We start from the raw sequence: 26,610 nt of genomic DNA, 5'->3' as shown, positions 1-26,610 counted from the left end.
CTAATCAAGAAATTTAAATAGAAAACTATGGCAGCAGCACATGAGCACGATCACGCACACGATCACGATCACGCACACCACCATAAAGATACTTTCATTACTAAATATATTTTTAGTATTGACCATAAAATGATTGCTAAGCAATACTTGATTACAGGTATTATTATGGGAATCATTGGAGTAGTAATGTCGTTATTATTCCGTATGCAAATTGCATGGCCTGAGGAATCATTTGGTATCTTCAAATTCCTTTTAGGCGAAAAAATGGCTCCAGGAGGAGTTATGCGTAATGATATTTATCTAGCGTTAGTTACAATTCACGGTACTATCATGGTATTCTTCGTGTTAACCGCTGGTTTATCAGGAACCTTTAGTAACTTACTTATTCCATTGCAAATTGGAGCAAGAGATATGGCGTCTGGATTTATGAACATGGTTTCTTACTGGTTGTTCTTCCTTTCAGCGGTAATTATGATTTCATCTTTATTTGTTGAATCAGGACCGGCTTCAGCAGGATGGACAATTTATCCTCCGTTATCTGCATTACCACAAGCTATTCCAGGTTCAGGTACAGGTATGACATTATGGTTAGTATCTATGGCTATTTTCATTGCTTCTTCATTAATGGGGTCTTTGAACTATGTAGTTACAGTTATCAACTTAAGAACTAAAGGGATGTCAATGACAAGATTGCCACTTACAGTTTGGGCTTTCTTTATTACTGCTATTATTGGTATTATCTCTTTCCCTGTATTATTATCAGCAGCTTTAATGTTGATTATGGACAGAAGTTTTGGTACTTCATTCTTCTTGTCTGATATCTTTATTTCAGGAGAAGTGTTACATTACCAAGGTGGTTCTCCAGTATTATTTGAGCACTTATTCTGGTTCTTAGGTCACCCTGAGGTGTACATTGTATTATTACCAGCTTTAGGTATTACTTCTGAAATTATAGCAACTAATGCTCGTAAACCAATTTTCGGTTACCGTGCCATGATTGCTTCTATGTTAGCAATTGCATTTTTATCGACTATTGTATGGGGTCACCACATGTTTATGTCAGGTATGAATCCATTTTTAGGGTCTGTATTTACATTTACAACCTTGTTGATTGCAATCCCATCTGCGGTTAAAGCTTTCAACTACATTACTACTTTATGGAAAGGTAATTTACAAATGAACCCTGCGATGTTATTCTCTATCGGATTAGTATCTACTTTTATTTCTGGTGGTTTAACAGGTATCATTTTAGGAGATTCAACGTTAGATATTAATGTTCACGATACATATTTCGTGGTTGCTCACTTCCACTTAGTAATGGGTATCTCTGCATTATATGGATTCTTTGCTGGGGTGTACCACTGGTTCCCTAGAATGTTCGGTAGAATGATGAATAAGAACTTAGGTTATATTCACTTCTGGGTAACAGCTGTTTGTGCTTACGGAGTATTTTACCCAATGCACTTTATCGGTATGGCAGGTTTACCACGTCGTTACTATACGAATTCAAACTTCCCATTGTTTGATGATTTAGCTGATGTAAATGTTGTAATTACTATGTTTGCCTTAATAGGTGCTGCTTTCCAAATTGTGTTTATGTTTAACTTCTTCTATAGCATTTTCTTTGGTAAGAAAGCGGTTCAAAACCCATGGAATTCTAACACTTTAGAGTGGACAGCTCCAGTAGAGCATGTACATGGTAACTGGCCAGGTGAATTACCTACAGTACACCGTTGGCCTTATGACTACTCTAAGCCAGGTCATGATGAAGATTTTGTGCCTCAAACGACTCCTATGAAAGAAGGAGAAGAAGAGTTACACCACGCTTAATTATAAAAAGTTTCTTAAAATGCCTCTCAATATTGGGAGGCATTTTTTTATCTTTATCCTCTCAGTTGTATCTATGAAGTATATTTATTTTTTAGTGTTTTTTTCTTCTTGCTTGACGTTTAGTCAAGATCAGGAGCAACCCGAAATAGAAGTAATTGATTCTTTGTATCGTGAAGATCAGTTTTACTTTGGTATGACTTATAATATCCTTAAAAATAAACCTACAGGTTTGTCGCAACATTCTTTGTCTTCTACGATTAATTTTGGGTTTTTACGCGATTTTCCCATTACTAAATCACGCAGAGTTGCAATTGCTCCAGGCATTGGTTTTTCGTATTCTAATTTTAAGCAAAATTTAGTAATCTCTGATTCCTCGTCAGGGACTTCTTATGAGATTATGCCTGCGAATACAAATTTTGATAAAAATAAATTTTCTTTTTTAGCAGTTGAATTTCCTTTAGAACTTCGTTGGCGTAACTCTACTCCACAATCGCATAAGTTTTTTCGTATTTATGGTGGTGTAAAAGCGAGTTATGTTTTTTATAACTATTCTTTTTTCGGATCTGATTCTAAAAGTTATTCGATTACCAATAATGCTGATTTTAATAGTTTGCAGTATAGTACTTATTTGGTTTTGGGTTATAACTCTATCAATATTTTCGCTTCCTACGGACTTAACGATTTTTTTAAGCACCCTATTATTAAAGATTCAGACGCTAAATTGCGTTCATTGAATTTAGGTTTGATTTTTTATATTTTATAAAAAGTATACAATTGCCATTTGAGGAACAGCTCCAATATAAAAACCTTGTATAAGTTCTTCATAAGTATGTGCTCTTAAGGCTAATCGTGATGAAGCGACTACGCCGTTTAAAAGTAACAAAGAAGCTATCATCATGAAGTTATTAAGTTGGAAAGCTTTTGATGTTATGATTATAAAAACGGTCATTGAGACTATGCCTAGCATGTGCAAACTTATTTTTTTCTTCCAGAATGTCAATAGATATGCACTACTACTACTTACTGCGCTTGCTAGTATAAAATAGAATAACAAAGGCGTGTTTTCTAGGGTAAAGGTTTTGATAACTAACGACAAGAATAAGAGTGTTTGTAGCAATAATGGAATTCTGCGTTGCGTAACTTTACCTGCCATAATAGTATCTATTTTTTTATAGGTTACTAGAAGATAAAAAACAGCTAACGGAATTAAAAATGTAATGAGCAGTGTTTGTTTGAGATATAAGTAGATGCTTTCTGTTAGGTAATATTCACGTGTTACACTAAAGTAATAGCAAATAGTATAAAAAGGAATAAAGATGGGGTGAAAAATATAGGAAAATACGGGTAGAATTTTTTTCATGATAAGTTTACAAATATGCTGATTTTAAGGGAGTATAGCTAAAATACAAAATAGTTTGGTATACTGTAAACAGGGTCTGCAGAAAAACTCAAATCCTCATAAGAATCAGTGATTCTGAATTAGAATTTTATAATTAAGGCAAGTTTTTTACATCAAGACCTTCAAAAACTGTGCTTCTAAAAATCTAATTTGCAATTTATTTTTTTAAAGTCAAATTTACAAGCTCTAATAGAATTATTACCTTTTAAAAGTTATTAAGAATGAACATTTTCAGGGGAATATGATAGTATTTTTACATTGAGTTAGTTTATCAGCAGACCCTAAGTATAGATAGATATTTAAAGTGGCTATGTGAAAGTGTATTTTTTTATAGAAGTCTGTTATAAATAAAGAGGCTTGGAGTTTAGTCCAAGCCTCTTTAATAATTTGAAATTAAAACATATTAATAATTTCCAAAGGTGTAGCGTAGACCTGCTCCTAGGTTATATAAAATTCCCGTGAAGGAGTTATTTACATTTCCTGTTGATGCATTTTTTCCATCAAAATTAAAATGTTGTGATTCATTCATCATTACTGTAGCGTCTACTAATAAATCTAAATTGTCTACAATTTTTAGTTTAGGAGTAATTCCACCAATTAAGCTTAATGCTTTGTCATTACCCTGTTGAAGTGTAGTGGTGATATTTGTTAATCCTACACCCGCATGTAATTCTACATTGAAAATAGAATATCTTGCGCGTCTTGAATCAGCCAAATTGGTTAAATCTATTATACCTTGAAGTGCTACTGTTTTTTGATCAATTCCTGACTCTACATTATTTTGTGTACTTCTGAAAGAAAAATCTGAATATTCAGCTTTCAAGCTAAACTCGTTTGAAAATTTATAACCTAGAGCAAAGTTTTTAGCTTTAAATTGATGTATTGATGGTTCAATTACTCCATTTAAACCCATTTTACCTTCTAAAAAAAGGCCTCTTTCTTGAGCCACTACCGATGTGAATTGCAAGGAACTTAGAAGTAACGTGCAAAAAATTTTCTTTTTCATTTTAAGTGTTTTTTTATTTTAGATTTAGAATGCTAAATTAATTGCTTTTGTTCCTTTTTTTAGTTAATATTTTGTACAAACTTTTCTACATTTTAGATTTAAATAGTTGTATTTCAATGTGTATTGTTTTTGTGGTTGTTGATAAATTAATAATTATAGTTTTCAAATTGATTTGTTTGAAATCACTTTGAAATTCGCCAAGGTGGGTTTTTTCTGTTATCGCCCGCAAAGAATAATTTTATTTTGTTATGGTCTGGGTCTAATAAAATAGCTTCACGCCATAAATAACGCTCATCGGTTGGGAATTGTTCAAAGGATATTCCTTTCTGAATCAAATCTGCAACAACTGCATCTAATTTTTCGGTTTCAAAATATATCGTGGTACCCTGATGTACAACGGAATCCGCTAAAGCAATGGAAAACGTACTATCTCCTTCAGGACATTCAAAACGGGCATAATGAGGCGCTTTGACAATAAGTTTTAAACCTAGGGTTTCGTAAAAAGTAATCGACTTTTCGATATCTGTAACACTAACGGTGACTTGGTTGAGATTCATAGTTGTGGATAGATTGTGATGTTTAAATGAAAAATGCCTTCTAGTAGAAACTAAAAGGCATTTAAAATAATTATATTTTCTTGCGCATTCTTGCCACAGGAATATCCAGTTGTTCTCGATATTTAGCAACCGTTCTTCTCGCAATAGGATAGCCACGTTCTTTTAAAATGACTGCCAATTGGTCGTCAGGAAGCGGTTTGTTTTTGTCCTCTTCGGCGATTACCTGTTCTAAGATTTTTTTGATTTCAATGGTCGAAACTTCTTCACCTTGGTCGTTTACCATGGCTTCGCTAAAGAAATCTTTGAGTAATTTAGTGCCATAAGGGGTGTCTACATATTTACTGTTTGCCACACGAGAAACGGTTGATATGTCTAAACCAATTTTATCTGCGATATCTTTTAGAATCATCGGTTTTAACTTGGTTTCATCTCCATCTAAAAAATATTCCTGTTGGAATTCCATGATGGCGCTCATGGTTACATATAAAGTTTCTTGGCGTTGTTTTACAGCATCGATAAACCATTTGGCAGAATCCAACTTTTGCTTGATGAATTGTACCGCATCGCGTTGCGCATTCGATTTGTCTTTGGTGTCTTTATAAGTTTTCATCATATCTTGATAATCCTTAGACACAAAAAGCTCAGGAGCATTACGACCGTTAAGTGAAAGTTCTAATTCATCATCGGTAACTCGAATGGTAAAATCAGGAACAATGTGCTCTGTAATTTTAGAACTTCCTGAAAAAGCACCACCGGGTTTTGGGTTTAACTTTTCGATTTCATCGATGGCTTTCTTCAATTGTTCTTTAGTGATTGCAAATTTTTGAAGTAATTTTTCATAATGCTTTTTAGTAAAGGCATCAAATTGGTCTTCAATAATTTTAATGGCTAAATCTACCGATTCTGTTGGGGTTTTGTGTTTGAGTTGTAACAACAAACATTCCTGTAAATCACGGGCACCCACTCCAGAAGGTTCTAACTCGTGGATGATGTGACAAAGGATTTTGCTCACCGCAGATTCTTCGGTATACAAGGCTTGGGTAAAAGCCATATCGTCTACAATATCGCTGATGCTACGGCGTAAATAGCCATCATCATCAATACTACCTACTAAAAATTCGGCAATATCTCTTTGCTCGTCACTTAAAACGAAAGTATTTAATTGATTTATTAAGTCCTGATGAAAACTTACCGTTGCCACAAAAGGTATGTCACGGTCTTCATCATCATCGCTATAATTATTGGTTTGAGTTTTATAATCAGGCGTTTCGTCGTTGCTTAAATACTCGTCAATGTTGATTTCATTGGCATCAATACTTTCGGCATCGTCAAAATCGTCATATTCATCGGTGTCAAATTCATCTTTTTCAAACTTATCCTCATCTTCTAAAGTGCCTCCTTCTAAGGCTGGATTTTCATTCATCTCTTCCATCAGACGTTGCTCAAAAGCCTGTGTAGGCAATTGAATAAGCTTCATCAACTGGATTTGTTGAGGAGAAAGTTTTTGAGATAATTTTAAGTTTAAATTTTGTTTAAGCATAATTTTTGTTTCAAGTTAAATTTGTTTCAAGTTTCAAGTTATGTCATGAACTTGAAACTTGAAACCTGAAACTTTATTTTAGAATTCCGCGTTTTGTGGTGTTCTTGGGAAAGGAATTACGTCGCGAATGTTAGTCATACCCGTTACGAATAATACCAAACGTTCAAAACCTAATCCGAAACCAGAGTGTACCGCAGAACCGAAACGGCGGGTATCTAAGTACCACCATAATTCTTCTTCTTCAATACCTAAGGCTTTCATTTTTTCGATTAAAACGTCTAAACGTTCTTCTCTTTGAGAACCTCCTACAATTTCGCCAATTCCAGGGAAAAGGATGTCCATAGCGCGAACCGTTTCTTTTCCAGGCTCGGTGTTTTCATTCAAACGCATGTAAAAAGCTTTGATTTTTGCTGGATAATCAAATAAAATTACAGGACATTTGAAGTGTTTTTCTACTAAGAAACGTTCGTGCTCACTTTGTAAATCAGCACCCCATTCGTCAATTAAATATTGGAATTTCTTTTTCTTATTTGGTGTAGAATCCTTTAAAATGTCAATAGCTTCGGTATAAGAAACGCGTTTGAAGTTGTTGTCTAACACAAAGCTTAATTTTTCTAATAAAGCCATTTCACTGCGTTCTGCCTGTGGTTTTTGTTTCTCTTCGTCTAACAAACGGCCTTCTAAGAATTTTAAGTCTTCCCCACAGTTGTCCACCGCATATTTGATAACATATTTGATGAAATCTTCCGCTAAATCCATGTTATCCGCCAAGTCATTGAAAGCAACTTCGGGTTCAATCATCCAGAATTCCGCTAAGTGACGAGAAGTATTCGAGTTTTCAGCACGGAAGGTAGGACCAAAGGTATAGATTTGTCCTAATGCCATAGCATACGTTTCTCCTTCTAACTGTCCTGAAACGGTAAGATTAGTTTCTCTACCAAAAAAGTCTTCTTTGAAGTTTATTGTACCGTCTTCGTTTCTTGGTGCTCCATCAAAAGGAAGCGCTGAAACGCGGAACATTTCACCAGCACCTTCAGCATCTGAACCAGTGATGATAGGTGTGTTTACATAGTAAAACCCTTTTTGTTGGAAATATTGGTGTACGGCAAATGATAAAGCGGAACGTACGCGCATAATCGCTCCAAAAGTATTGGTGCGGATACGTAAATGTGCATTTTCACGTAAAAACTCTAAGGAGTGTTTTTTAGGTTGCATAGGAAATTTCTCAGGGTCGCTATCGCCAAGAATTTCCAATTTCGTTACTTGGATTTCATATTTTTGACCAGAACCACGACTTTCCACTAATTCACCCGTTACGGCTACAGCCGCTCCAGTTGTAATTCTTTTTAAAGTTGCCTCAGCTGTATTTTCAAAATCAACAACACACTGAATATTATGTATAGTCGAACCGTCATTTAATGCAATGAACTGGTTGTTTCTAAAAGTTCTTACCCATCCTTTAGCAGTCACTTCGTGCAAGGTCTTAGTGCTGTTTAATAAATCTTTAATTAAGGTGTGTTTCATTTCTTTTTTATATTGTTGTATTTATGTGAAATGGAACGCAAGCGTTTCATTTAAATTTAGAAATCAGAATCTGAAATCCAAATACTTTTAATTATAATCAGCAAATATAGTGGATTTGATTGAATAGCGAAAGTGCTAATTTTTTTAGGAACTATTTTGTAGATATAAAAAAGACCTAACAGGTTTTCAAAACCTGTTAGGTCTAAATGTAAAATATCTTTTTCTGTTGGTTAGTACGAATTCTAGGTAAACTATTTGTTTTTCTCTATAGCATCCACTTCCTCATCGCTGGCTTCTAGGATATCAATAATAGGCTCGCGTAATTCCTGTTCGTTAGCTAAGGTTTTATTTAAAGATAGGACTAAAGATGGTAATAAAACCAAGTTGGACAACATACCAAAACTTAAGGTTAAGGCTACTAAGCCTCCTAGTGCTACCGTACCTCCAAAGCTTGAAAGCATAAAAACGGAGAATCCAAAGAAAAGTACGATTGAGGTGTAAAACATACTGATTCCAGCATCATCAAAAGTAGCGAAAACCGATTTTTTGATTTTCCAATCGTTGCGTGATAATTCCAAACGGTATTGTGCCAAAAAGCGTAAGGTATCGTCTACCGACATCCCAAAGGCAATACCAAAAACTAAAATGGTAGAAGGTTTTAGTGGAATTCCTAAAAAGCCCATCAAACCAGCCGTCATTAGTAACGGTAATAGGTTAGGGATGATGGATACCAATACCATTTTGAACGAACGGAACATGATGGCTACTAAGCCAGCGGTAAGTCCAAACGCCATTAATAGTGACGAAAGTAAGTTGTCTAATAAATATTTAGTGCCTTTTTGGAACACCGATGGTTTTCCGGTAATGACTACTTCGTAGCGTGGCGATGGAAATAATTTGTCAATTTTAGTGCGTAATTGCGCTTCAATGGCTTCCATTTTTTCGCCATTTTCATCTTTTATAAAAGTCGTAATGCGTGCATATTGCCCCGTAGAATCTACATAACTTTTCATCAAGTTATCTTTAGAGTTTTTGGTTGCATTTTTTGCATACGAAAGGATAAATGCTTGTTCTTGCGCGGTAGGCAGTTCGTAGAAATCAGGGTTGCCATTGTAATACGCCTGTTTAGAGTATTTTACTAAACTTACTACAGATAAGGGCTTGGATAAATCTGGAATTTCTTCAATGGTTTGCTCCAGTTCTTCCATGCGTTTTAGAAGCGAAAGTTTCATGACTCCTTTTTTGCGTTTGGTGTCAATCATAATTTCTAAAGGCATTACTCCGTCAAATTCTTTTTCGTAAAAACGGATATCATCAAAGAAACCCGTTTTTTTAGGCATGTCTTCAATGATGGAACCTGAAATTTTGATTTTATGAATCCCTATCATACCTACAATCAAGAGGAGTACAGCAACACTATACACGCCAACTTTATTGTTTTTAACCGTATGTACAATCCATTTAAAAAAAGAAGTCAAGTATTCTCGTTCCAAATGTCCCAAATGTCTAGCAATGGGCGCAGGGATGTAGCTGAAAAAGACAGGGATAATCAGCATACACAATACGTAAATTGCTAAGATATTGATGGAGGTAACCACGCCAAATTCTACTAAAAGCGTATTGTTGGTAGCGATGAAAGTTGCAAAGCCTAAGGCAGTGGTTAGATTAGTCATTAAGGTTGCCGTACCAGTTTTGGTGATTACTCTTTGTAACGCTTTGGCTTTATTCGCATGTTTGTAATATTCTTGGTGGTATTTGTTGATTAAGAAAATACAATTCGGAATACCAATAACAATAACTAAAGTAGGAACAAGTGCTGTTAACACTGTAATTTCATAACCTAGTAGTCCTAGTAATCCAAAAGACCACATTACTCCAATAATCACAACGAGTAATGAAATAGCAGTGGCTTTTACCGAACGGAAAAAGAAAAAGAAAATGAGTCCAGTAGTAAGTAAGGCGGCACCTATAAATAAGCCTATCTCGTCGATAATCGTTTTAGCATTCAAGGTACGGATGTAGGGCATCCCTGAAACTCGTAAATCAACTTTGGTGGTATCTTCAAATTTTTTGATTTCAGGAATTAATGAATTTAGTACATAATCTTTCCGAGCTTTTGTATTTACAATTTTTTTATCAATGTAAATGGCTGAACGGATGGTGCCTGATTTTTTATTGAAAAGTAAGCCTTCATAAAATGGGAGGTTATTTAAAAGCTCTTTTTTAATTTGGGCAAGGTACTGAGCGTCTTGAATTTTGTTTGTGTTGATTAACTTTTTAAGTTCAAACGATTGAATGCTGTCGTTTTTTTGTAAAGTTTGTAAATTATCGACAGAAATCACCAAAACCACTTCTTTGTGTTTTTGGATGTTTTGCATCATTGTATTCCAGGCTTGGAAAACTTTAGGGGTAAATAGTTTAGGGTCTTGCGTGCCTAAAACGATAAGATTACCTTCTTCACCAAATTTAGCTAAGAAATTATCATAGTCAATATTTACTTTATCATCTTTAGGAATCAAATTTGCCTCCGTTTGTGTAAAACGGATGTGCTTCCATTGTGATGCGAATCCAATAGTTAAAAGAATGACTAGGCTTATAATAGCGATACGGTTGCGTAAAATAACACGGGCAATAAACTCCCAAAAACCAAGGCTTAATAATTTTTTCATGCGTACAAAAAAGTACTGCAAAGGTAGCAATTCCTTTAGAAATATTAGTCTTTAATTCAGGGAGAATCCTAAGGTGTTTTTTGTAGAATTAATTTTTAGAGGTCATCAATTAACTACATACTAATTCCTTTTGATTAATTTTATCTGCCTTTACCATTTTATTAATCAAATTGTGAAAGATTGATTCTTTATTTTGAGAACGATTTATTCTGTAACAAAACTCGTTAAAATAACGCTGAATATTTCCATCACTTACCCAAGAATGAGTCGTTCTAATCCAAGTTTTAACTTGATGAATCATTGTGTGTAAAGCTTTGAAGTTGGAACCATTTTTACTAAGAATTTGAGTGATATTATACTCTTCTGAAATAGGTGCGTATCCTTTCCACTTGTCAGTGGTTATTTTTGCTTCTTTTTCAATGTGTTTGTCAAAAATTTGACGAAGTGATTTTGAAGAAAAGTCCTTTATTTTAAGAATGTAAAATCGTTTAACTTTCCCGTCTTCTGTTAATTCTAGGGCGCAAACAGCCTTTTTCTTCTTGCTATCATAACTTCTTCCCTGTTTAGTTTCTTCATGACCTCCTACAACAAATTCGTCGACATGAACAATACCATCCATTGGATGATTTTCACTAGATTTCATGGATTCTCTAACTTTATGCATAAACAAACGAGCGGTGTTTTCCTGAACTCCATAACGTACACTCATCTGCAGAGCAGAAAGGCTTTTAGTAGTGGTAGCCATTTCAAAACAGATAAAAAATGCTTTTCTCAAGCCAAATTTACATTTGTGAAAAAGGGTATTGGCACTACTAGATTCTGTATGACTACAAATATTACAAGTCCTAGAAAAATCTTTCCGAATTTGACTAGCTGTATGACCACATTTTCTACATAAAAAACCTTCTTTCCACTTCAAATCTGACAAATATTTTTTGCAATCTTCATCTGTTTTGAAGCATTCAGCAAACTCTAAGAGGTTTTGTCCTTTAAAAATTTCCATTTTTCTCAGTATTTACAATACTTTAAAGATATGAAATTATCTAATGACCTCAATTAATTTTATATAAAATCTTGTTGAACCTATTTCAAATGAATAGTTTATTCACCATATTTGTTGGCAAAAATTTGGTATTTTAAGATACATGAAAAAGCTAAAAAACGCAATATTTTATTTCACTGTAACTAGTGTATTTACAGCCTTGATGTATTGGGTGGGACAACAAGGAAAAAACTTGGAAATAGGAAGAAGAGTCATTGCAGCAAGTTCAAAAGATTCTTTGTGGAATCAATTTTTAGAGTCGTTGATGCATAATGTCAAACATCCGTTAGCTATTTTGTTAGCTCAAATCATCACCATTGTTATTGTAGCTCGATTCTTTGGATGGATATTTAGAAAAATTGGTCAACCTTCTGTAATTGGGGAAATTATTGCGGGAATTTTTCTAGGACCGTCTTTAGTGGGGATGTACTTTCCCGAATTTACTGCGGCGGTTTTTCCTACAGAGTCTTTGGGTAATCTTCAATTCTTGAGCCAAATCGGTTTGATTCTTTTCATGTTTGTCATTGGGATGGAACTCGATTTAAAAGTACTTAAAAATAAAGCTAATGATGCGGTGGTGATTAGCCATGCCAGTATTATTATTCCTTTTGCTTTAGGGATGGTGTTGGCTTATTATGTGTACAATCAGTTTGCTCCACAAGGAGTTGAATTTTTGTCTTTTGCGTTGTTTTTAGGAATCGCCATGAGTATTACCGCTTTTCCAGTATTAGCACGTATTGTTCAGGAACGTGGTTTACACAAAACTAAATTAGGAACTATTGTAATTACTTGTGCTGCTGCTGACGATATTACGGCATGGTGTTTGTTGGCCGCTGTGATTGCTATTGTAAAAGCAGGAACTTTCGCTAGTTCGTTGTATATAATTGCCTTAGCAGTTGTTTACGTTTTAATCATGTTGTTCCTAGTAAAACCATTTTTGAAAAGAGTAGGGGACTTGTATGCGCATAGCGAGAGTTTAAGCAAGCCAGTAGTGGCTATCTTTTTTCTGACGTTGATTATTTCTGCGTATTGTACTGAAATCATAGGGATTCATGCGTTGTTTGGTGCCTTTATGACCGGGGCTATCATGCCAGATAATTCTAAATTTAGACATATATTTATAGATAAAGTCGAAGATGTTTCATTGATTTTATTATTGCCTTTATTCTTTGTATTTACAGGTTTACGCACGCAAATAGGATTGATAAATGAGCCGTATTTGTGGAAAGTGACAGGATTTATTATTCTTGTGGCTGTCACAGGAAAATTTGTAGGGGGAGCTTTAACCTCAAGGTTTGTGGGACAATCTTGGAAAGATAGTTTGACCATAGGTGCTTTGATGAATACCAGAGGGTTGATGGAACTTGTCGTGTTGAATATAGGGTACGATTTAGGAGTTTTAACCTCTGAAATCTTTACCATGATGGTCATTATGGCACTAGTAACCACTTTCATGACAGGCCCAGCTTTAGACTTCATCAATTTTATATTTAAGACTAAAGATGTGCTTGTGCCTGAAATTGAAGAAGCAGTACATAAATTTAAAGTGCTGATTTCTTTTGGGAATCATGAAAAAGGAAAATCATTATTGAAAGTTGCCAATGCGCTGACCAAAAAACAAAAAGAATCTTCTTCTATTACCGCTATGCATTTGTCGGTGAGTGACGAAATGCATGGGTATAGCATTGAGGAGTACGAGCAGGAATCGTTTATTCCTATTTTGGAAGAATCAAAGGTGTTGAATCAGGAAATTTCAACCATTTTTAAAGCTACTGTCGATATTGAAACGGATATTGCAGAAGTGGCTGGAAAAGGGGATTATGATTTGTTATTAGTAGGTTTAGGAAAATCAATTTTTGAAGGGTCTTTTTTAGGGAAAGTGATAGGTTTTACTACACGACTAATAAATCCAGACCGATTGTTAGATAAATTAACCGGAAAAGAAGGTCTTTTTGGAAATGCCATTTTTGACGATAGAACACAGCAGATTATATCTAAAAATAAAACCCCTCTGGGTATTTTAGCGGATAATGATTTGCAATCGTTAGATAAGATTTTTGTGCCGTTTTTTACAGCTGAAGATGCATTCTTGGTAGATTATATTCAGAAGTTTGTGTATAATAACAATTCCAAAGTGAATGTAGTGGATGTGAAGCATCAATTAGAAAATAACTTTTTGATTAAAAATGCTGTAGATTCGTTAGATAAATCCTATCCTGATAATATTGCTATAGTAGCCGAAAATCAGGTAAACAAAGCCTTTTTAGTCAAACAAGACTTGATGTTAATCAGCTTAGAAAGTTGGAAAAAACTAGTAGCTTCTAATAATTTGTGGTTGAGTAATTTGCCTTCGGTGTTAATTATTAAGCCCTAAAAGTATCATGTGTTTAAAAAATGCTGTCCAAACAACTTTGAGCAGCTTTTTTTGTTTATTAATATCTCTTAGTGTTTTAAATTTTGAAAACAGATTGTATAAAAAGGAGTTATCTTTTGTAAGAGTGCTTACATGAATGTGGTTTGTTCTTTTTTAAACAGTATTTTTAGATCTAGCTGTTGAATGGATTTTGGAGTATTAATAAAATTAAGTTTTATATCAATAAAAAAAGAGCGATTTTAATCGCCCTTTTATGCCTTTCAGATTTTATTTTATAGCTGTAAATAAACAAACATAAACCTAAAATTACAAAATCTACCTAAAATCATTTAGCATTAACTTATAAGTAAGATAATTTGCTAAAAAATTACTCTCTAAAAAGCCTTTTTTTCTGTATAGATGGATTGCTGGTAAATTATCTTTGTTGGTATATAGGCTTAATTCGTTAGCTTTAGTAGCAACTGCAAAGTCTATAGTAAAGTCCAGTAACCTTTCACCTATTCTATTTCTTCTATATTCGTCTTTGACACACAAATAGGCAATGTGCCAATCATAACTTAACTTAGTAAGTATATTTCGTTTTGCAAGTAAAACAATAAAACCAGATACCTCTTCGTGCACTTGGGTAATGAAAATTTTACATTGATTGCGCTCCAGTTTGTACTCTAATAAAGCTAAAGACTGGTTTCCTCCCATGAATTCATCTAGGATTAAACCTGAATCGGCTATTATTTGTTTAACTTTTCCAAACTCTTTTAATCCTATCTCACGGATTAAATGATTGCTATTGTTCATAAAAGGTGACTAATAACTTTTATGCAAAAAACGATTTAATAATATCAGCTTTTTTATCTTTTCGTTCTTTAACCACCAGCATGATTAATAAGTAGGATAACCCAGCTCCTATGACAGCAAAACCCACATTTAAGGCAAAGTTGGTTGTATAGCCGAAATGATGTACAACATACATACTTAATTTTGCGCTTATTAAATGAGCTAAACCATAACTCATTTGGAAATAGGATAAAAATTTTGCCTCAAGATTTTTGTATGATCTTTCTAAAACGAAGTCAGTAGCAAACGGGAAGGTAAGCATAACCCCAAAACAAATAATCATCAGAGATACAAATACGGCATAGATTGAATTGAAAGCCATTAATACTGCGTAACCAATTGCCATACACATCAGTCCAAACATGATTGCATTTAGGGTACGAATTACTTTTCTTTTAACATAATTAACAACGGCCATTTCAAAAATGAATAACACTGTTCCGTAAAAAACTAAGGCATAAGTATTAAACGTATTGGCTAATTTTAGAATATCTGTATAGTATAAAGGCAAAACTGTGAAGATTTGAAAAAATACTATTCCTGTTAAAACTGTAATTAAGCAGTGTAATAATAAAAGGCGATCCTTGAAAAATACAAGTTTTTCGGTTTTTATGGTGTGTAAGTTAAGTTTGTGTAATAATTTCTTCTCTTTTACAAAAAAGGCAAATAGCGAAATTGCTAATATTGATGTCATTCCGTCGATCCAGAATAATAAGTTGTAACCAACGGTTGCTATTGCAATACCAGCAATAACGGGTGAAACTACAAATCCGAAGTTTGAAGCAGTACGGATTAATGAAAAAGCAGATACTCGATCTTCTTTTTTTACATAATCCTTAAGAGTTGCAATCATAGAAGGGCGGAACATATCGGCAACAACATTTAGCATAAAAACGGTGAAGCACAATGTGTAGAACTCTGTTACAAATTGCAACATAAAAATAATTGCTCCGTTAAAAAACATACTGAAAAGCATGAGTTTATAAGGTGATATTTTCTTGGTTATTTTTCCTACTAAAAAGGTTCCTATAATTGAACCAGCACCAAAAAAGAACATAACGGTACCAATTTGCGTGTAGGAGTATTTTAGATCTTCGTATAAATACTTAGACATGAAGGGAACAACCATAGCTCCCATACGGTTAATGAGTGTCATGGTTACAAATAACCAAACTTCAACGGGAAGGTTTTTACAGTCTTTAAATAAGTTTTTCATCTGCTAAATGATTTTTGATTTGGAATTAGACAAAATTACTAACTAACTTGCAGATAATCAGTATTTAATTTATAGAAATGTTTCTACAGTGGTATCTCGATTATAATTATTATTTTTGTAATAAATTAGTTATAAACCCAAATTATGAGAACTAAAAACTTATTTGTTAATTTAATTTTTGTTTTGGCGTCTGTGGTGTTTTTCGCGCAGAATAAAAATTTATATGGTGGTATTGAAATTGGTGGAAAAGGTATAAAGGTATCTGTTATAGATGTAGATAATATCAAAAAAGGCGATTATGAAATAAAAGCTTTTTGGACAGATAATGTAGGTATAGCAAAAGGGATTTCTATTGATGGTAATTTAGCGCAAGATGATATTTTGAAAGCTACAGAAACGGTTACTGCAAATTATCTGAAACTTAAAAATGAATTTAAAGTTCCTGTTGAACAGATTTTTACTGTAGGATCTTCAGGTGTAGCGATGGCTAAAAACACCAAAGAACTTATTGATAAAGTAAAAGCCGCTATTAATAAAGATTTAGAGTTTATTACGGCTAATGACGAGGGTAAAATGTTATTACGCGGTTTGATTCCTGCAGAAAATTATCCAACATCGATGGTGTTAGATATTGGCGGAGGTAATACAAAAGGAGGGTATGTAGATGTGTTTAATAATAATACTTTTGTGTTCTTTCCCGTATCTTTAAATTATGGTTCAATTACGTTGACTGAAGCCATCAATAAAAAAACAAAATCGAATAGTCTTTCAGAATATAACGAGAAAGCTTTCGGATTTTTACCTGAATTAAGAACTCAAATTTCTGAAATGTATAATTCTAGAAGCAAAGCTCTTGAAAAAGAGAATTTGTATCTTTCTGGTGGAGCTGTTTGGGCATTTTATACTTTATACAATGGTGTTGCGAAACAGAATTTCAATGAGTTTAAGCTTGAAGATGTGATTTATTATGATGCAATTTTGAAAAATAATTTCAAAAAATTTGAGGATTTAGCTAAAACGGATCCAGAAATTGAAAAAGTATTAAAAACCTATTCTCAAAAGCATTTGATTTCAGGAAGTAATATTTTAATTGTGGCTTTAGAAGCGATACCAAATATTAATGCTAAAAAATTGTATTTTGCTAAACAAGGTCAAATTGCTTGGTTAGTATCTTATGTTGCTGAGCATTCAAATAAAGTGAAGAAAATTTGGTAATCTAAAAAACTAAGTAGTTCTTTACTCTTTTGAAAAATTAAATTATGTTTGAAAATAAAAAGCAGCTTGTCTTTACGATTTTAGCGGGTATATTTATTACTAATGCAGTTGTTGCCGAATTGATAGGAGGTAAACTAATTCAGATCGGACCTTTTGTGATGAGTATTGGTATTTTGCCTTGGCCTATTGTTTTTCTTACAACGGATTTAATTAATGAATATTTTGGTCAAAAAGGTGTAAAAAAATTATCCTATATTACTGCGGGTTTAATTGCTTATGCCTTTTTGATTTTAACTCTTGCTATTCTGGTTCCAGCTGCAAAAGGGATAAGCCCTGTTAATGATGATCAATTTATAGCTGTTTTTGGGCAGAGTATGTGGATTATAATTGGTAGTATTATTGCTTTTCTTTTCTCCCAACTTATTGATGTGATGGTTTTTCATTATGTTAAAGAGAAAACAGGAGGAAAAAAAATATGGTTGCGATCTACAGGATCCACGGTTATTTCACAACTCATAGATTCATTTGTAGTGCTAGGTATTGCTTTTTGGTTGCCCGGTAAAATGGATTTTCCCACATTTATTACTTCTGCTTTAACAGGTTACACTTTTAAACTTTGTGTGGCGGTTGCTTTAACACCTGTTATTTATTTAGGTCATAATTTAATTCAGAATTATTTAAAAGATAGTTAAAATACGTGTCTGCGCATTTTAAAAGTTTAATTTTGTACAACTAAAATTAATCAGATGGCAAACGTATTAAAGGATTTTGGGGAACAATTAGAAAAAAATATTCCGGGTTTTATTGCAATAAGTATTTTAGATATTTATAAAGGAATTAACTACTACTCTAAATCTAGCAAAGATTCAAATTACGATATTGATCAAGATTCAAATTATATTTTAGAGATGGTCAGAGCGCGGCTAAATGGCATAGCCGCTACTCAACAAGACCAAAAAATAGACGATATAACAATCACTCTGACCTCACAATTTCATATCATTAATATTTCAGGCGATCATAACTTTATGTTCTATTTAGTCGTAGATGCTACTGAGGCCAATTTGACCATGACAAAGGCATTGTTGCAGAAATATAAAAAAGAAATAAGTATTTGATAATATTACCTGAACAATACATTAGCAATTTTTTGTTTTATTTGTTCTCTTTCTTTTTTGAGTATTCTGGCCAGTAGGAAGCAAAACAGTATTCCTATTAAACCAATTGCCGTGTTGAAAAGCCAATTGGTTGCGAACGAATAACGCTGAGTGATGCTAAGTCCCATTTTTGAACTTACTACATGTGCCAAGCCATAGCTCATCTGAAAAGCTGACATATAGATTCCTTCGTGGTTTTTTAAGCTTCTCTTCATTACGATTCCACTGGCAAATGTGAAAGTAAGCATGTTTCCAAAAGTCATTAATAACATAAAGATCCATAAATAATTTTTATCAGGTAAGAAATAAAGGATTGCATGGGCTATTGTAAATAAGAGCAAACCAAATGCAATGGTTAGGGCATCATTAGCTTTCTTGTATTGAATTTTATGAATCGTTCTTACTTCAAACAGAATAAAAAGTAGCCCGCTAAAAGCAAATAATAATCCAGTGTCTATTTCGTTCAAGTTAAATTGATGTTTTTGGTAAAGCGGTAATAAGGAAAAAACTTGAAAATACAGATAACCTGTAATTAAAGCAATAACCCAGTTGATCAAAAACGGGAAATCTTTTAAGGGAGCCAAACGGTCTTGTTTTCCTTGAGTTAGTTTTAGTTTAAATACCGTTTTCTTTTCTTTTATGCCTAATATTAGTACTAGCGCGGCTAAGATACATGTTACACCATCAAGAATAAATAACGCTTTGTAGTTGAAGCTATGTATTATGAAAGCTCCTATAACAGGACCTATTACCATCCCAAAATTTGAAGCTGTTCGGATTAAAGAGAGCGAAGGTAGTTTTAACTCTTTCGAAGTGTATTCGCTAACTAAGAGCATCATTGCTGGTCGATACATATCTGCAATGGTTGTTAATAGAAACACAAAGATGCACAAGTTTGCAAAAGTTTGTACATTCATAAGTATCAGGAAAAATATGCCATTGCCTAGCAAACTTAACCACATAATTCTGTAGGCTCCAAATCGATCGGCAAGTTTGCCACTTAAGAAAGTTCCTAATAAAGATCCAAGTCCAAAACACATCATAATCCACCCAATGTGCGAATAGTCTAGTTGAAAACCTTCTTTGAGGTATTTAGACAAAAAAGGAACCACTACGGCTCCCATTCTGTTGATTAAGGTAATTACAGCTATGATTTTTATTTCTTTATCAAATTGTATTGACGAAGGTTTTAGTAGGTCTAGCATAATTTAGTTGTAGTTTAAAAGAAATTTAGTTTGTTGTTAAAAAAACGATTAAAAAAACCACTACGCATTTCTTCCATGCTTTCTGCAGTTTGTTGTTGTAGTTCTTCTTCTTCTTTTTCTGCTTGTTCTTGCGCATCATCTACCATCAATTTGGTAATTAATTGCACATAAGTTAATCCTAGTTCTTCTAGGTAACCTGTTAAAAATTTCTCACTACCTTCTATACCCCGTACTTCCTCAATTTGCAATAACTTTTTGTATAAATTTTCAACTTTGTCAATCACACCTTGCGGGACAGCTTTGCGTCTTGCAATATATTTTGTTATTATAGCATTTTCATCAACTACGTAATCAAAATCGGTTATTACCCAATAAAATTTACCGGATTTTGAAAGGTTTTTTACAATACCGTGGAATTTTCTTCCAGCTTTAATGTTTTCCCACATTACTTTAAAAACAATTTGAGGCATATCTGGATGTCTTACAATGTTGTGGGGTTGCCCAACCAATTCAAATTCTTGATAGCCTGAAACTTCTACAAAAGTTTCATTGGCATACTCAATTGTGCCAAAAACATCCGTCTTGCTAACTATTGTTTTTTCAGTGTCCCAAATAACCGCTTCATTCAGTGGTTGGGGTTTTTTAATTTCAGTTGTCATACCTAAATACCTTTTGCTTATTTGTAGAGCAAAATTAGAATGAATAAAAATTGAAAAAACTGATTTTTGTCATTCAGTTTGGAAAATATAATTCTATTTTAATATGTGTATTGAATTGAATTTCAGTTGAGTTTGTATTTCGTCGATTATTTATAATTGTAATAAATTTAACATTTTTTTAGCATTTTGTTAGATTTGTTTTTGCTTTTTGTTTAAATTAGATAGTACAAAAACATAGTAAACATTAACCCTAAAATTACTTGATTATGTCTGATTTTTTAAAACAATTTGGTGAAGACCTTAGAAAGAACGTTCCTGGATTTATTGCTGTAGCTGTAGCAGAAATTAAAAGTGGTATTTCTTATTTTACAGAAAGTGCTGTTCCTGGATTTGACCCTGAACTTGCTTCGGCATTTAACTTAGAAGTAGTAAAAGCAAAGTTAAATGCGATTAATGCATTAGGGCTTAAAGAAAGTATCGATGATATTATGATTAATTTGAAAACCCAAATTCACATTATTGATATTTCGGATAATAATGAATATTTTATTTATTTGGCAGTCGATTCAACAAAAGCGAATTTAGGTATGACAAAAGCGTTACTTAATAAATACAAAAAAGAAATTGCTGGGAAAATTTAATTTTATTTTTAAACTCCTCGAAAGAGGAGTTTTTTATTTCTGTATAATTTCAAAACTATAAAGCCCTGACAGAATATGTATTTCTAACAGGGCTTTTTAGTTGGTAATTTTATTGTTTACTTGTTTCGCAAATCATATTCAAAGGAAATATAGTTAGCGATGAAATTATGTTCTATAAACCCCATTTTCCTGTATAGTGCATGAGCTGAATAATTTTCTTTTGAAGTGTATAAAGAAATATTCTCTGCTCGAGTTTTAATAGAAAAACCTAGCACAAAATTCAGTAATTTCTCTGCGATACCCAAACGTCTAAATTCTTTTTTAACATATAAATACGCAATATGCCAGTTGTACTTTAAAACTGATATTGGATTTTCTTTTATTGTTAGAACAGTGTATGATACAAATTCATTTTTAGAATTTCGTACAGCAAATACCTTGTTTTTATTTCTATTGAATTTATTCCTTAAAAATTCAATTGCTTCGTCATAATCACGCAATCCATTTTCTATTAATTCTGATTCAATTATTAAATTAGCAATCAGTTGGAATTCTGTTTTGCTAATTTCACGTATTGAAAAATCATTATTCATATTTGGTAAATCAAACATTTCTTTCATGAGTAAATTAGGAGTTGAATTCAACAAACTAGCCATTTGTGATGCAAAAGAAAATATACTTTGATGCAATTGATTGATAGCTAATCTTTAGGCTTAAAAATTGATTTTATCATGTCTTCTTTTATTTTTCTTCTTTCTTTTAACATATGTTTGACTAAGTAAAAATTGATGCTTATGGCTAGTAAACCTAGTGCTACGTCTAAAAACCAGTTGGCTCTAAACCCATAGGTATCTACGACTAGCATACCCACTTTTGCGCTAAAAATGTGAGAAACAGAAAAACTTAATTGAAATATGGCCATGAATATGCCTTCTTTATTTTTATGCGCTCTATCTAGTGCAAAATCGCTTGCAAAAGGGAAATTAAATATGACACCTATGGATATTAATATAATAAATAAAAAAAGTGCAAAAATACTTTGACTCAAGGCTAGTGCTAGGTAGCCAAGGGTGATAAACGTTAAACCGTAAAGTACTGCTTGTAATTTTTTTATACGCTTCATCTGAAAATAAAAAACTAAATAGACTTCAAACACGAACAGAATCAATCCGTAGAGGCTTAAAAATAAACCAGAATAGAAATCATCTAATTTTAGAACTTCTTTTTGATAAATAGGAAATATGGTAAATAGTTGAAAGAAAACGATACCTGTGATGATATTAACAAAACAATGTAAAAGGAATGTAGAATCTTTTAAGAAAGGAAATTTATCCTCATCTAAGTTTTTAAACTTCAATTGATAAAGGAGTTTTTTTTGTTTTACCTTCCAAGTAAAGAGTATGACAGCTAAAATTGAGGTAATACCATCGATAACAAATAGGTACTGATAACTCCAAAAATTGATGATGGCTATGGCTAAGAAAGGCGAAACTACAAAACCAAAATTAGACATTGATCGTATTAATGACATAGCCTTGACTCTTTCAGGTTTTGTGACATAGTCATTTATGAGTACAGACATTGAAGGTCTGACCATGTCAGCAAAGAAAGTTAGCACTAATACTCCGATACAAAGTAGCCAAAAACTGTATAGAAATTGTAAAAGGAAAAGAATAATACCGTTAATAAGTAATGCTGAAACCATGACTTTATAAGCACCAAACTGTTCAATAATTCGACCGCTCATTAAAATACCAAGAAAAGATCCGATTCCAAAAAAAACTAATATCCATCCGATTTCTGGAAGCGAGAAGTCTCTTTCGTCGTGTAAGTATTTAGATAAAAAAGGGACAACCATAGCGCCTATACGGTTAATAAGTACTACCAAGGCAAAATACCAAGCTTCCACTGGAAGCCTTTTTAAGGTCTTCAGGTAAAGTTCTACTTTCATACAATATGTTTTTAGGAGATTCTGTTATAAATTTAATGAAAATTATCGAATTATCGATTTTTATTCCCTGTTAGTTTTTCCTTATATTTGCACAGCAAATAAAGTTGTAATGAAATACAAAAGAATACTCTTAAAATTAAGTGGCGAAGCTTTAATGGGTGAGCGTCAGTACGGTATAGAACCTAAGCGTTTAGCAGAATATGCTGAAGAAATAAAAAAAATCCATGATATGGGCGTGGAAATCGCTGTGGTAATAGGTGGAGGAAATATATTCAGAGGTGTAGCTGGAGCCAGCAACGGAATGGATAGAGTACAAGGTGATTATATGGGTATGTTAGCTACTGTAATCAATGGTATGGCATTACAAGGGGCTTTAGAAGAAAAAGGAATGCTAACTCGTTTGCAAACTGCTTTGAAAATTGAAGCTATTGCAGAACCTTATATCAAACGTCGTGCAGTAAGACATTTAGAAAAAGGAAGAATAGTGATCTTTGGTGCAGGTACAGGTAATCCTTATTTCACTACAGATACTGCTGCGGTATTAAGAGGTATTGAAGTAGATGCTGATGTGATCTTGAAAGGAACTCGTGTGGATGGTGTTTATAATGCTGATCCAGAAAAGAACCCAGATGCGGTTAAATTTGATTACATCTCTTTTGATGATGTGTTAGCAAAAGGATTAAACGTAATGGATACCACTGCTTTCACACTAAGTCAAGAAAATAAATTACCTATCATTGTTTTTGATATGAATAAAGAAGGTAACTTATTGAAAATTTGCCAAGGCGAAAACGTAGGAACTGTTGTAAATATATAAGTTTAGACATTCTGGACTACTTAGATAATAGATGTTTAATCAATGTAATATCTTAAAACTAGGTAAGTCTTAAAGTCTATAAATCTAAAAATCTGAAAAATGACTGAAGAAATTAACTTTATTTTAGATAGTACTAAAGAATCTATGGAAGGTTCTTTGGCTCACTTAGAAAAAGAATTTTTAAACATCAGAGCTGGAAAAGCAACTCCTCAAATGTTAGGAGGGGTATTTGTTGAATATTACGGTTCGCAAACGCCACTTTCGCAAGTAGCGAATGTAAGTGCACCTGATGCACGTACTATTACGGTGACTCCTTGGGAAAAAAATATGTTGCATCCTATTGAAAAAGCAATTATGATTGCAAACTTAGGATTTAATCCTATGAACAATGGGGATAATATTATTATTTCTGTACCCCCTTTAACTGAAGAGCGTCGTAAGGAATTAGCTAAACAGGCAAAAGGAGAAGCTGAAGATGCAAAAATCAGTGTGAGAAATGCACGTAAAGATGCTAATACAGATATTAAGAAGTTAGAAAAAGAAGGTACTTCTGAAGATGTATGTAAAGTAGCTGAAGAAAATGTACAGAAACTTACGGATGCTTACATAAAAAAGGTTGAAGAACTTTTGGCTGCTAAAGAAGCTGAAATAATGAAAGTGTAAGTTTTTATTTAAAAAAGAAATGAAAAGCAATGATTTAACTGACAAAAATCATTGCTTTTTTTATGGCGTAATTGTATCTTTACATATCTCCTATTGTAGATTTCTTTCTACATCAATGTTTCAAAAAAGGCATGTAACTTGCACTATATTTTTGAAAGATATTAAACCTAAAAAAAAATACATATGGAAATTAAAAAATTACTTTTTTTCTTATTCATTTTCTTTAATCAATACGTGTTGGCTTCTTATGATGATAGCCTGTTTGGTGGTATTGAAATTGGTAGTAAAGGAATTAAAATTTCAGTTCTTGATGTAGATAATATTAAAAAAGGCGATTACGAAGTAAAGTCTTTTTGGACAGAAAATGTTGGTATTGCAAGAGGTATAGCCATAGATGGAAAACTGGCGCAAGAAGATATTCAGAAAGCAGCTGAAACGGTATATAGTAATTATTTGCGTATTAAAAACGAGTTTAAAGTTGCTGATCAAAATATTTTTATCGTTGGGTCTTCGGGCGTTGCCATGGCATCAAATACAAAAGATCTTGTTGACGCGGTAAAAAAATTAACGAATAAAGAGCTTGACTTTATCGATGCTCAAGCAGAAGGCAAGATGCTTTTGAAGGGGTGTATTCCTCCCATGAATTATCTTAATTCGACAGTTTTAGATATAGGTGGAGGAAATACAAAAGGCGGTTATGTAGATACTTTTAATAATGATAATTTCGTTTTTTTTCCAATTTCTTTTGATTACGGAAGTATTACCTTGACTGAGACTGTTAAAAAGAAAACCAAAAACGAGAGTATAGGAGAATATAATGAAAAGCTTTTTGGTATAACACCAATGCTTCGCGAACAGGTTAAAGCTATGTACAATTCTAAGCCACAAGCTATGGAGAAAGAAAAAGTATATATGTCAGGTGGTGCTGTTTGGGCTTTTTATACTTTGTATAATGGTAGTGAAGCAAAGGATAATTTTAATGAGTTTACTCTAGAAGATGTGATTAATTATGATGCTATGATTAAGAACAACTATGCGAAATTTGAAGAATTAGCTAAGAAAAACAAGGAAGCAGAAAAGGTGTTGAAAACTTATTCTCAAAAGCACTTGATTTCAGGAGCAGCACTGATTCTAGTTTCATTAGAGAATATTCCTAACATTAATGATAAAAAACTTTTTTTCGCTAAACAAGGTCAAATTGCGTGGTTGGTTTCTTATATTGCTGATAGATCTAAAAAGGTTAAAAAGATTTGGTAAATTTAAAGGTATAATTTGTTGTTTTTATGAGGGTCTCTTTTGTGTTATTTTTTCTATTAGCTTCATTTGTTCTTGTTTCTGCTCAGGGCAAACTGGGAGGTGTTGAGTTTTCAAGTAATGAAATCAAAGTGTTAGTAGTAGATTTGAAAAGTAAAGAAACAAGGGATTTTAGATACAGAAATAATTGGCAGCAGAAAATTAAAGGAGAAAATGAAGTAGATTCTTTGAAAGTGAAGCTTTTAGAAGGACTTAAATTAAGCATCAATAAATTATTGCTTGAAAATGGAGTGGCTAAAGATAAAATTTACTTGATGGGTTCGAAATCAAGTTTTGATGATCTGGAATATAAATTACTCAATAAAAAAAATATTGAAGGGTTGAAACATCCGATAAAAATATTTAATGAGTATGAAAAAAGTTATTTCTTGCTGGATGGTCTTTTCAAAGGGAGTAATCAAAATAATGGTTTTCTGATCAATTTGGATAAGTTTGATTCTTACTTTACTGAATTTGATTTCAGAGATGTTAAAAATACAAAACATATAAGCTACTCCTTGAATAAGTGTGGTTTTGAAAGTGTTAATCAAATTGTTCGTAACGATTTTTCGAATCTAACAGAAGGGTCTAAATGTAATGTAGCAGCTGAATCATTTTACTATCAAATTCAGGATATTTACAAGAAATTCCCTAATCTTTCTAAGATTGAAAACATTTATCTGACGGGTGACGCAGCTTGGGCTTTTTTTGTTCTATATAATGGAGGAGTTGTGAATTCTGATTTTAATGAGATTAAGCTAGATGAAGTTATTAAGCATCAGCAAAATTTAGATCGTAATTTTTCTAGATATCAAATTTTAGCCACTAGTAGTGTTGAAAGTGAGAAAGTTCTTAATATGTATACTCAGAAAGAACTTCTCGCTAAAAATGCATTGTTATTGCAGTTTTTGAATCAAATTCAAAATATAAGTTTAAAAAAAATATATTATTGTAAAAATAATAATAAGGCTACTCTGCTTAGTTATTTGATAAACAGCAACTAAATTAGTAATTGTTT

24 protein-coding genes are annotated in these 26,610 nt (G+C 32.9%); 11 read left to right on the top strand and 13 right to left on the bottom strand.

Translation table 11 applies throughout. The annotated features are described in order from the left end of the window. The first annotated feature begins 27 nt into the window (after positions 1–27). Positions 28–1,830: a cytochrome c oxidase subunit I gene (locus tag ACQY29_RS02280; protein ID WP_428223644.1), complete on the top strand. Its 1,803-nt coding sequence runs from the start codon at positions 28–30 to the stop codon at positions 1,828–1,830. Positions 1,831–1,903: 73 nt separating this feature from the next. Continuing rightward, positions 1,904–2,593 (top strand): porin family protein, encoded by a 690-nt coding sequence (locus ACQY29_RS02275; protein ID WP_428223643.1) that lies wholly within the window; start codon positions 1,904–1,906, stop codon positions 2,591–2,593. Here ACQY29_RS02275 and ACQY29_RS02270 read toward each other — a convergent pair. From ACQY29_RS02270 to ACQY29_RS02240, 7 genes are all read right to left on the bottom strand, one after another. Further along, the gene (locus ACQY29_RS02270) at positions 2,588–3,190 is read right to left on the bottom strand and encodes a hypothetical protein (RefSeq protein ID WP_428223642.1); all 603 of its coding nucleotides are present in this window, start codon (positions 3,188–3,190) and stop codon (positions 2,588–2,590) included. The two genes, ACQY29_RS02275 and ACQY29_RS02270, sit on opposite strands and share 6 nt — an antisense overlap. Positions 3,191–3,632: 442 nt before the next feature. Next, a complete protein-coding gene (locus ACQY29_RS02265; RefSeq protein WP_428223641.1) occupies positions 3,633–4,235 on the bottom strand; it encodes a hypothetical protein in 603 nt (200 codons plus the stop codon). A 182-nt stretch (positions 4,236–4,417) separates the two neighbouring features. Next, positions 4,418–4,792 carry a VOC family protein gene (locus tag ACQY29_RS02260; protein WP_428223640.1) on the bottom strand — a complete coding sequence of 125 codons (375 nt, stop codon included), beginning with the start codon at positions 4,790–4,792 and terminating at the stop codon, positions 4,418–4,420. A gap of 70 nt (positions 4,793–4,862) precedes the next feature. After that, positions 4,863–6,332 carry an RNA polymerase factor sigma-54 gene (rpoN, locus tag ACQY29_RS02255; protein ID WP_428223639.1) on the bottom strand — a complete coding sequence of 490 codons (1,470 nt, stop codon included), beginning with the start codon at positions 6,330–6,332 and terminating at the stop codon, positions 4,863–4,865. 78 nt (positions 6,333–6,410) lie between these two features. Further along, entirely contained in the window at positions 6,411–7,856 is a 1,446-nt protein-coding gene (asnS, locus tag ACQY29_RS02250) for an asparagine--tRNA ligase (RefSeq protein ID WP_428223638.1), read from the bottom strand. A 251-nt stretch (positions 7,857–8,107) separates the two neighbouring features. Beyond that, entirely contained in the window at positions 8,108–10,525 is a 2,418-nt protein-coding gene (locus ACQY29_RS02245; protein ID WP_428223637.1) for an efflux RND transporter permease subunit, read from the bottom strand. Between the two features lie 109 nt (positions 10,526–10,634). Further along, on the bottom strand, positions 10,635–11,528 hold the full coding sequence (locus ACQY29_RS02240; protein WP_138424779.1) for an IS1595 family transposase: 894 nt from the start codon (positions 11,526–11,528) through the stop codon (positions 10,635–10,637). A gap of 142 nt (positions 11,529–11,670) precedes the next feature. On the opposite strand from ACQY29_RS02240, the gene ACQY29_RS02235 reads away from it, so the two are divergent. After that, positions 11,671–13,941, top strand: coding sequence for a cation:proton antiporter (locus ACQY29_RS02235; RefSeq protein ID WP_428223636.1), 2,271 nt, complete (start codon positions 11,671–11,673; stop codon positions 13,939–13,941). Positions 13,942–14,256: 315 nt separating this feature from the next. Here the strand turns inward: ACQY29_RS02235 and ACQY29_RS02230 are convergent, their stop codons facing one another. Both ACQY29_RS02230 and ACQY29_RS02225 read right to left on the bottom strand, forming a co-directional pair. After that, complete coding sequence (locus ACQY29_RS02230) at positions 14,257–14,736, bottom strand: GNAT family N-acetyltransferase (protein WP_428223635.1); 480 nt, start codon at positions 14,734–14,736, stop codon at positions 14,257–14,259. A 19-nt stretch (positions 14,737–14,755) separates the two neighbouring features. After that, the gene (locus ACQY29_RS02225; protein WP_428223634.1) at positions 14,756–15,991 is read right to left on the bottom strand and encodes an MFS transporter; all 1,236 of its coding nucleotides are present in this window, start codon (positions 15,989–15,991) and stop codon (positions 14,756–14,758) included. 144 nt (positions 15,992–16,135) lie between these two features. Here ACQY29_RS02225 and ACQY29_RS02220 point away from each other — a divergent pair, with 144 nt between their 5' ends. Genes ACQY29_RS02220 through ACQY29_RS02210 form a run of 3 tightly spaced genes read left to right on the top strand, consistent with a single transcriptional unit; the run spans position 16,136 to position 18,324 of the window. Next, positions 16,136–17,206 (top strand): exopolyphosphatase, encoded by a 1,071-nt coding sequence (locus tag ACQY29_RS02220; protein ID WP_428223633.1) that lies wholly within the window; start codon positions 16,136–16,138, stop codon positions 17,204–17,206. A gap of 44 nt (positions 17,207–17,250) precedes the next feature. Further along, complete coding sequence (locus tag ACQY29_RS02215) at positions 17,251–17,898, top strand: queuosine precursor transporter (protein WP_428223632.1); 648 nt, start codon at positions 17,251–17,253, stop codon at positions 17,896–17,898. Positions 17,899–17,952: 54 nt separating this feature from the next. Continuing rightward, positions 17,953–18,324: a hypothetical protein gene (locus ACQY29_RS02210; protein ID WP_428223631.1), complete on the top strand. Its 372-nt coding sequence runs from the start codon at positions 17,953–17,955 to the stop codon at positions 18,322–18,324. Between the two features lie 5 nt (positions 18,325–18,329). Here the strand turns inward: ACQY29_RS02210 and ACQY29_RS02205 are convergent, their stop codons facing one another. Further along, complete coding sequence (locus ACQY29_RS02205) at positions 18,330–19,568, bottom strand: MFS transporter (protein ID WP_428223630.1); 1,239 nt, start codon at positions 19,566–19,568, stop codon at positions 18,330–18,332. Between the two features lie 14 nt (positions 19,569–19,582). Then, on the bottom strand, positions 19,583–20,227 hold the full coding sequence (locus ACQY29_RS02200) for a PAS domain-containing protein (protein ID WP_428223629.1): 645 nt from the start codon (positions 20,225–20,227) through the stop codon (positions 19,583–19,585). A 266-nt stretch (positions 20,228–20,493) separates the two neighbouring features. On the opposite strand from ACQY29_RS02200, the gene ACQY29_RS02195 reads away from it, so the two are divergent. Next, a complete protein-coding gene (locus ACQY29_RS02195; protein WP_428223628.1) occupies positions 20,494–20,868 on the top strand; it encodes a hypothetical protein in 375 nt (124 codons plus the stop codon). A gap of 116 nt (positions 20,869–20,984) precedes the next feature. On the opposite strand, the gene ACQY29_RS02190 is transcribed toward ACQY29_RS02195, so the two are convergent. Then, the gene (locus tag ACQY29_RS02190) at positions 20,985–21,488 is read right to left on the bottom strand and encodes a GNAT family N-acetyltransferase (protein WP_428223627.1); all 504 of its coding nucleotides are present in this window, start codon (positions 21,486–21,488) and stop codon (positions 20,985–20,987) included. An 80-nt stretch (positions 21,489–21,568) separates the two neighbouring features. Next, the gene (locus ACQY29_RS02185) at positions 21,569–22,819 is read right to left on the bottom strand and encodes an MFS transporter (RefSeq protein ID WP_428223626.1); all 1,251 of its coding nucleotides are present in this window, start codon (positions 22,817–22,819) and stop codon (positions 21,569–21,571) included. Positions 22,820–22,928: 109 nt separating this feature from the next. Here ACQY29_RS02185 and pyrH point away from each other — a divergent pair, with 109 nt between their 5' ends. From pyrH to ACQY29_RS02165, 4 genes are all read left to right on the top strand, one after another. Then, the gene (pyrH, locus tag ACQY29_RS02180; protein ID WP_428223625.1) at positions 22,929–23,636 is read left to right on the top strand and encodes a UMP kinase; all 708 of its coding nucleotides are present in this window, start codon (positions 22,929–22,931) and stop codon (positions 23,634–23,636) included. Positions 23,637–23,735: 99 nt separating this feature from the next. Further along, a complete protein-coding gene (frr, locus tag ACQY29_RS02175) occupies positions 23,736–24,299 on the top strand; it encodes a ribosome recycling factor (protein WP_428223624.1) in 564 nt (187 codons plus the stop codon). A 183-nt stretch (positions 24,300–24,482) separates the two neighbouring features. Next, the gene (locus ACQY29_RS02170) at positions 24,483–25,556 is read left to right on the top strand and encodes an exopolyphosphatase (protein WP_428223623.1); all 1,074 of its coding nucleotides are present in this window, start codon (positions 24,483–24,485) and stop codon (positions 25,554–25,556) included. Positions 25,557–25,597: 41 nt separating this feature from the next. After that, the gene (locus ACQY29_RS02165; protein WP_428223622.1) at positions 25,598–26,596 is read left to right on the top strand and encodes a hypothetical protein; all 999 of its coding nucleotides are present in this window, start codon (positions 25,598–25,600) and stop codon (positions 26,594–26,596) included. The last annotated feature ends 14 nt before the right edge of the window (positions 26,597–26,610 follow it).

The organism is Flavobacterium sp. (genome assembly GCF_965262375.1).
Classification (GTDB): domain Bacteria; phylum Bacteroidota; class Bacteroidia; order Flavobacteriales; family Flavobacteriaceae; genus Flavobacterium.
Note: the sequence above shows the minus strand (reverse complement) of the source record. Positions and strands in the feature narration are given on the sequence as shown.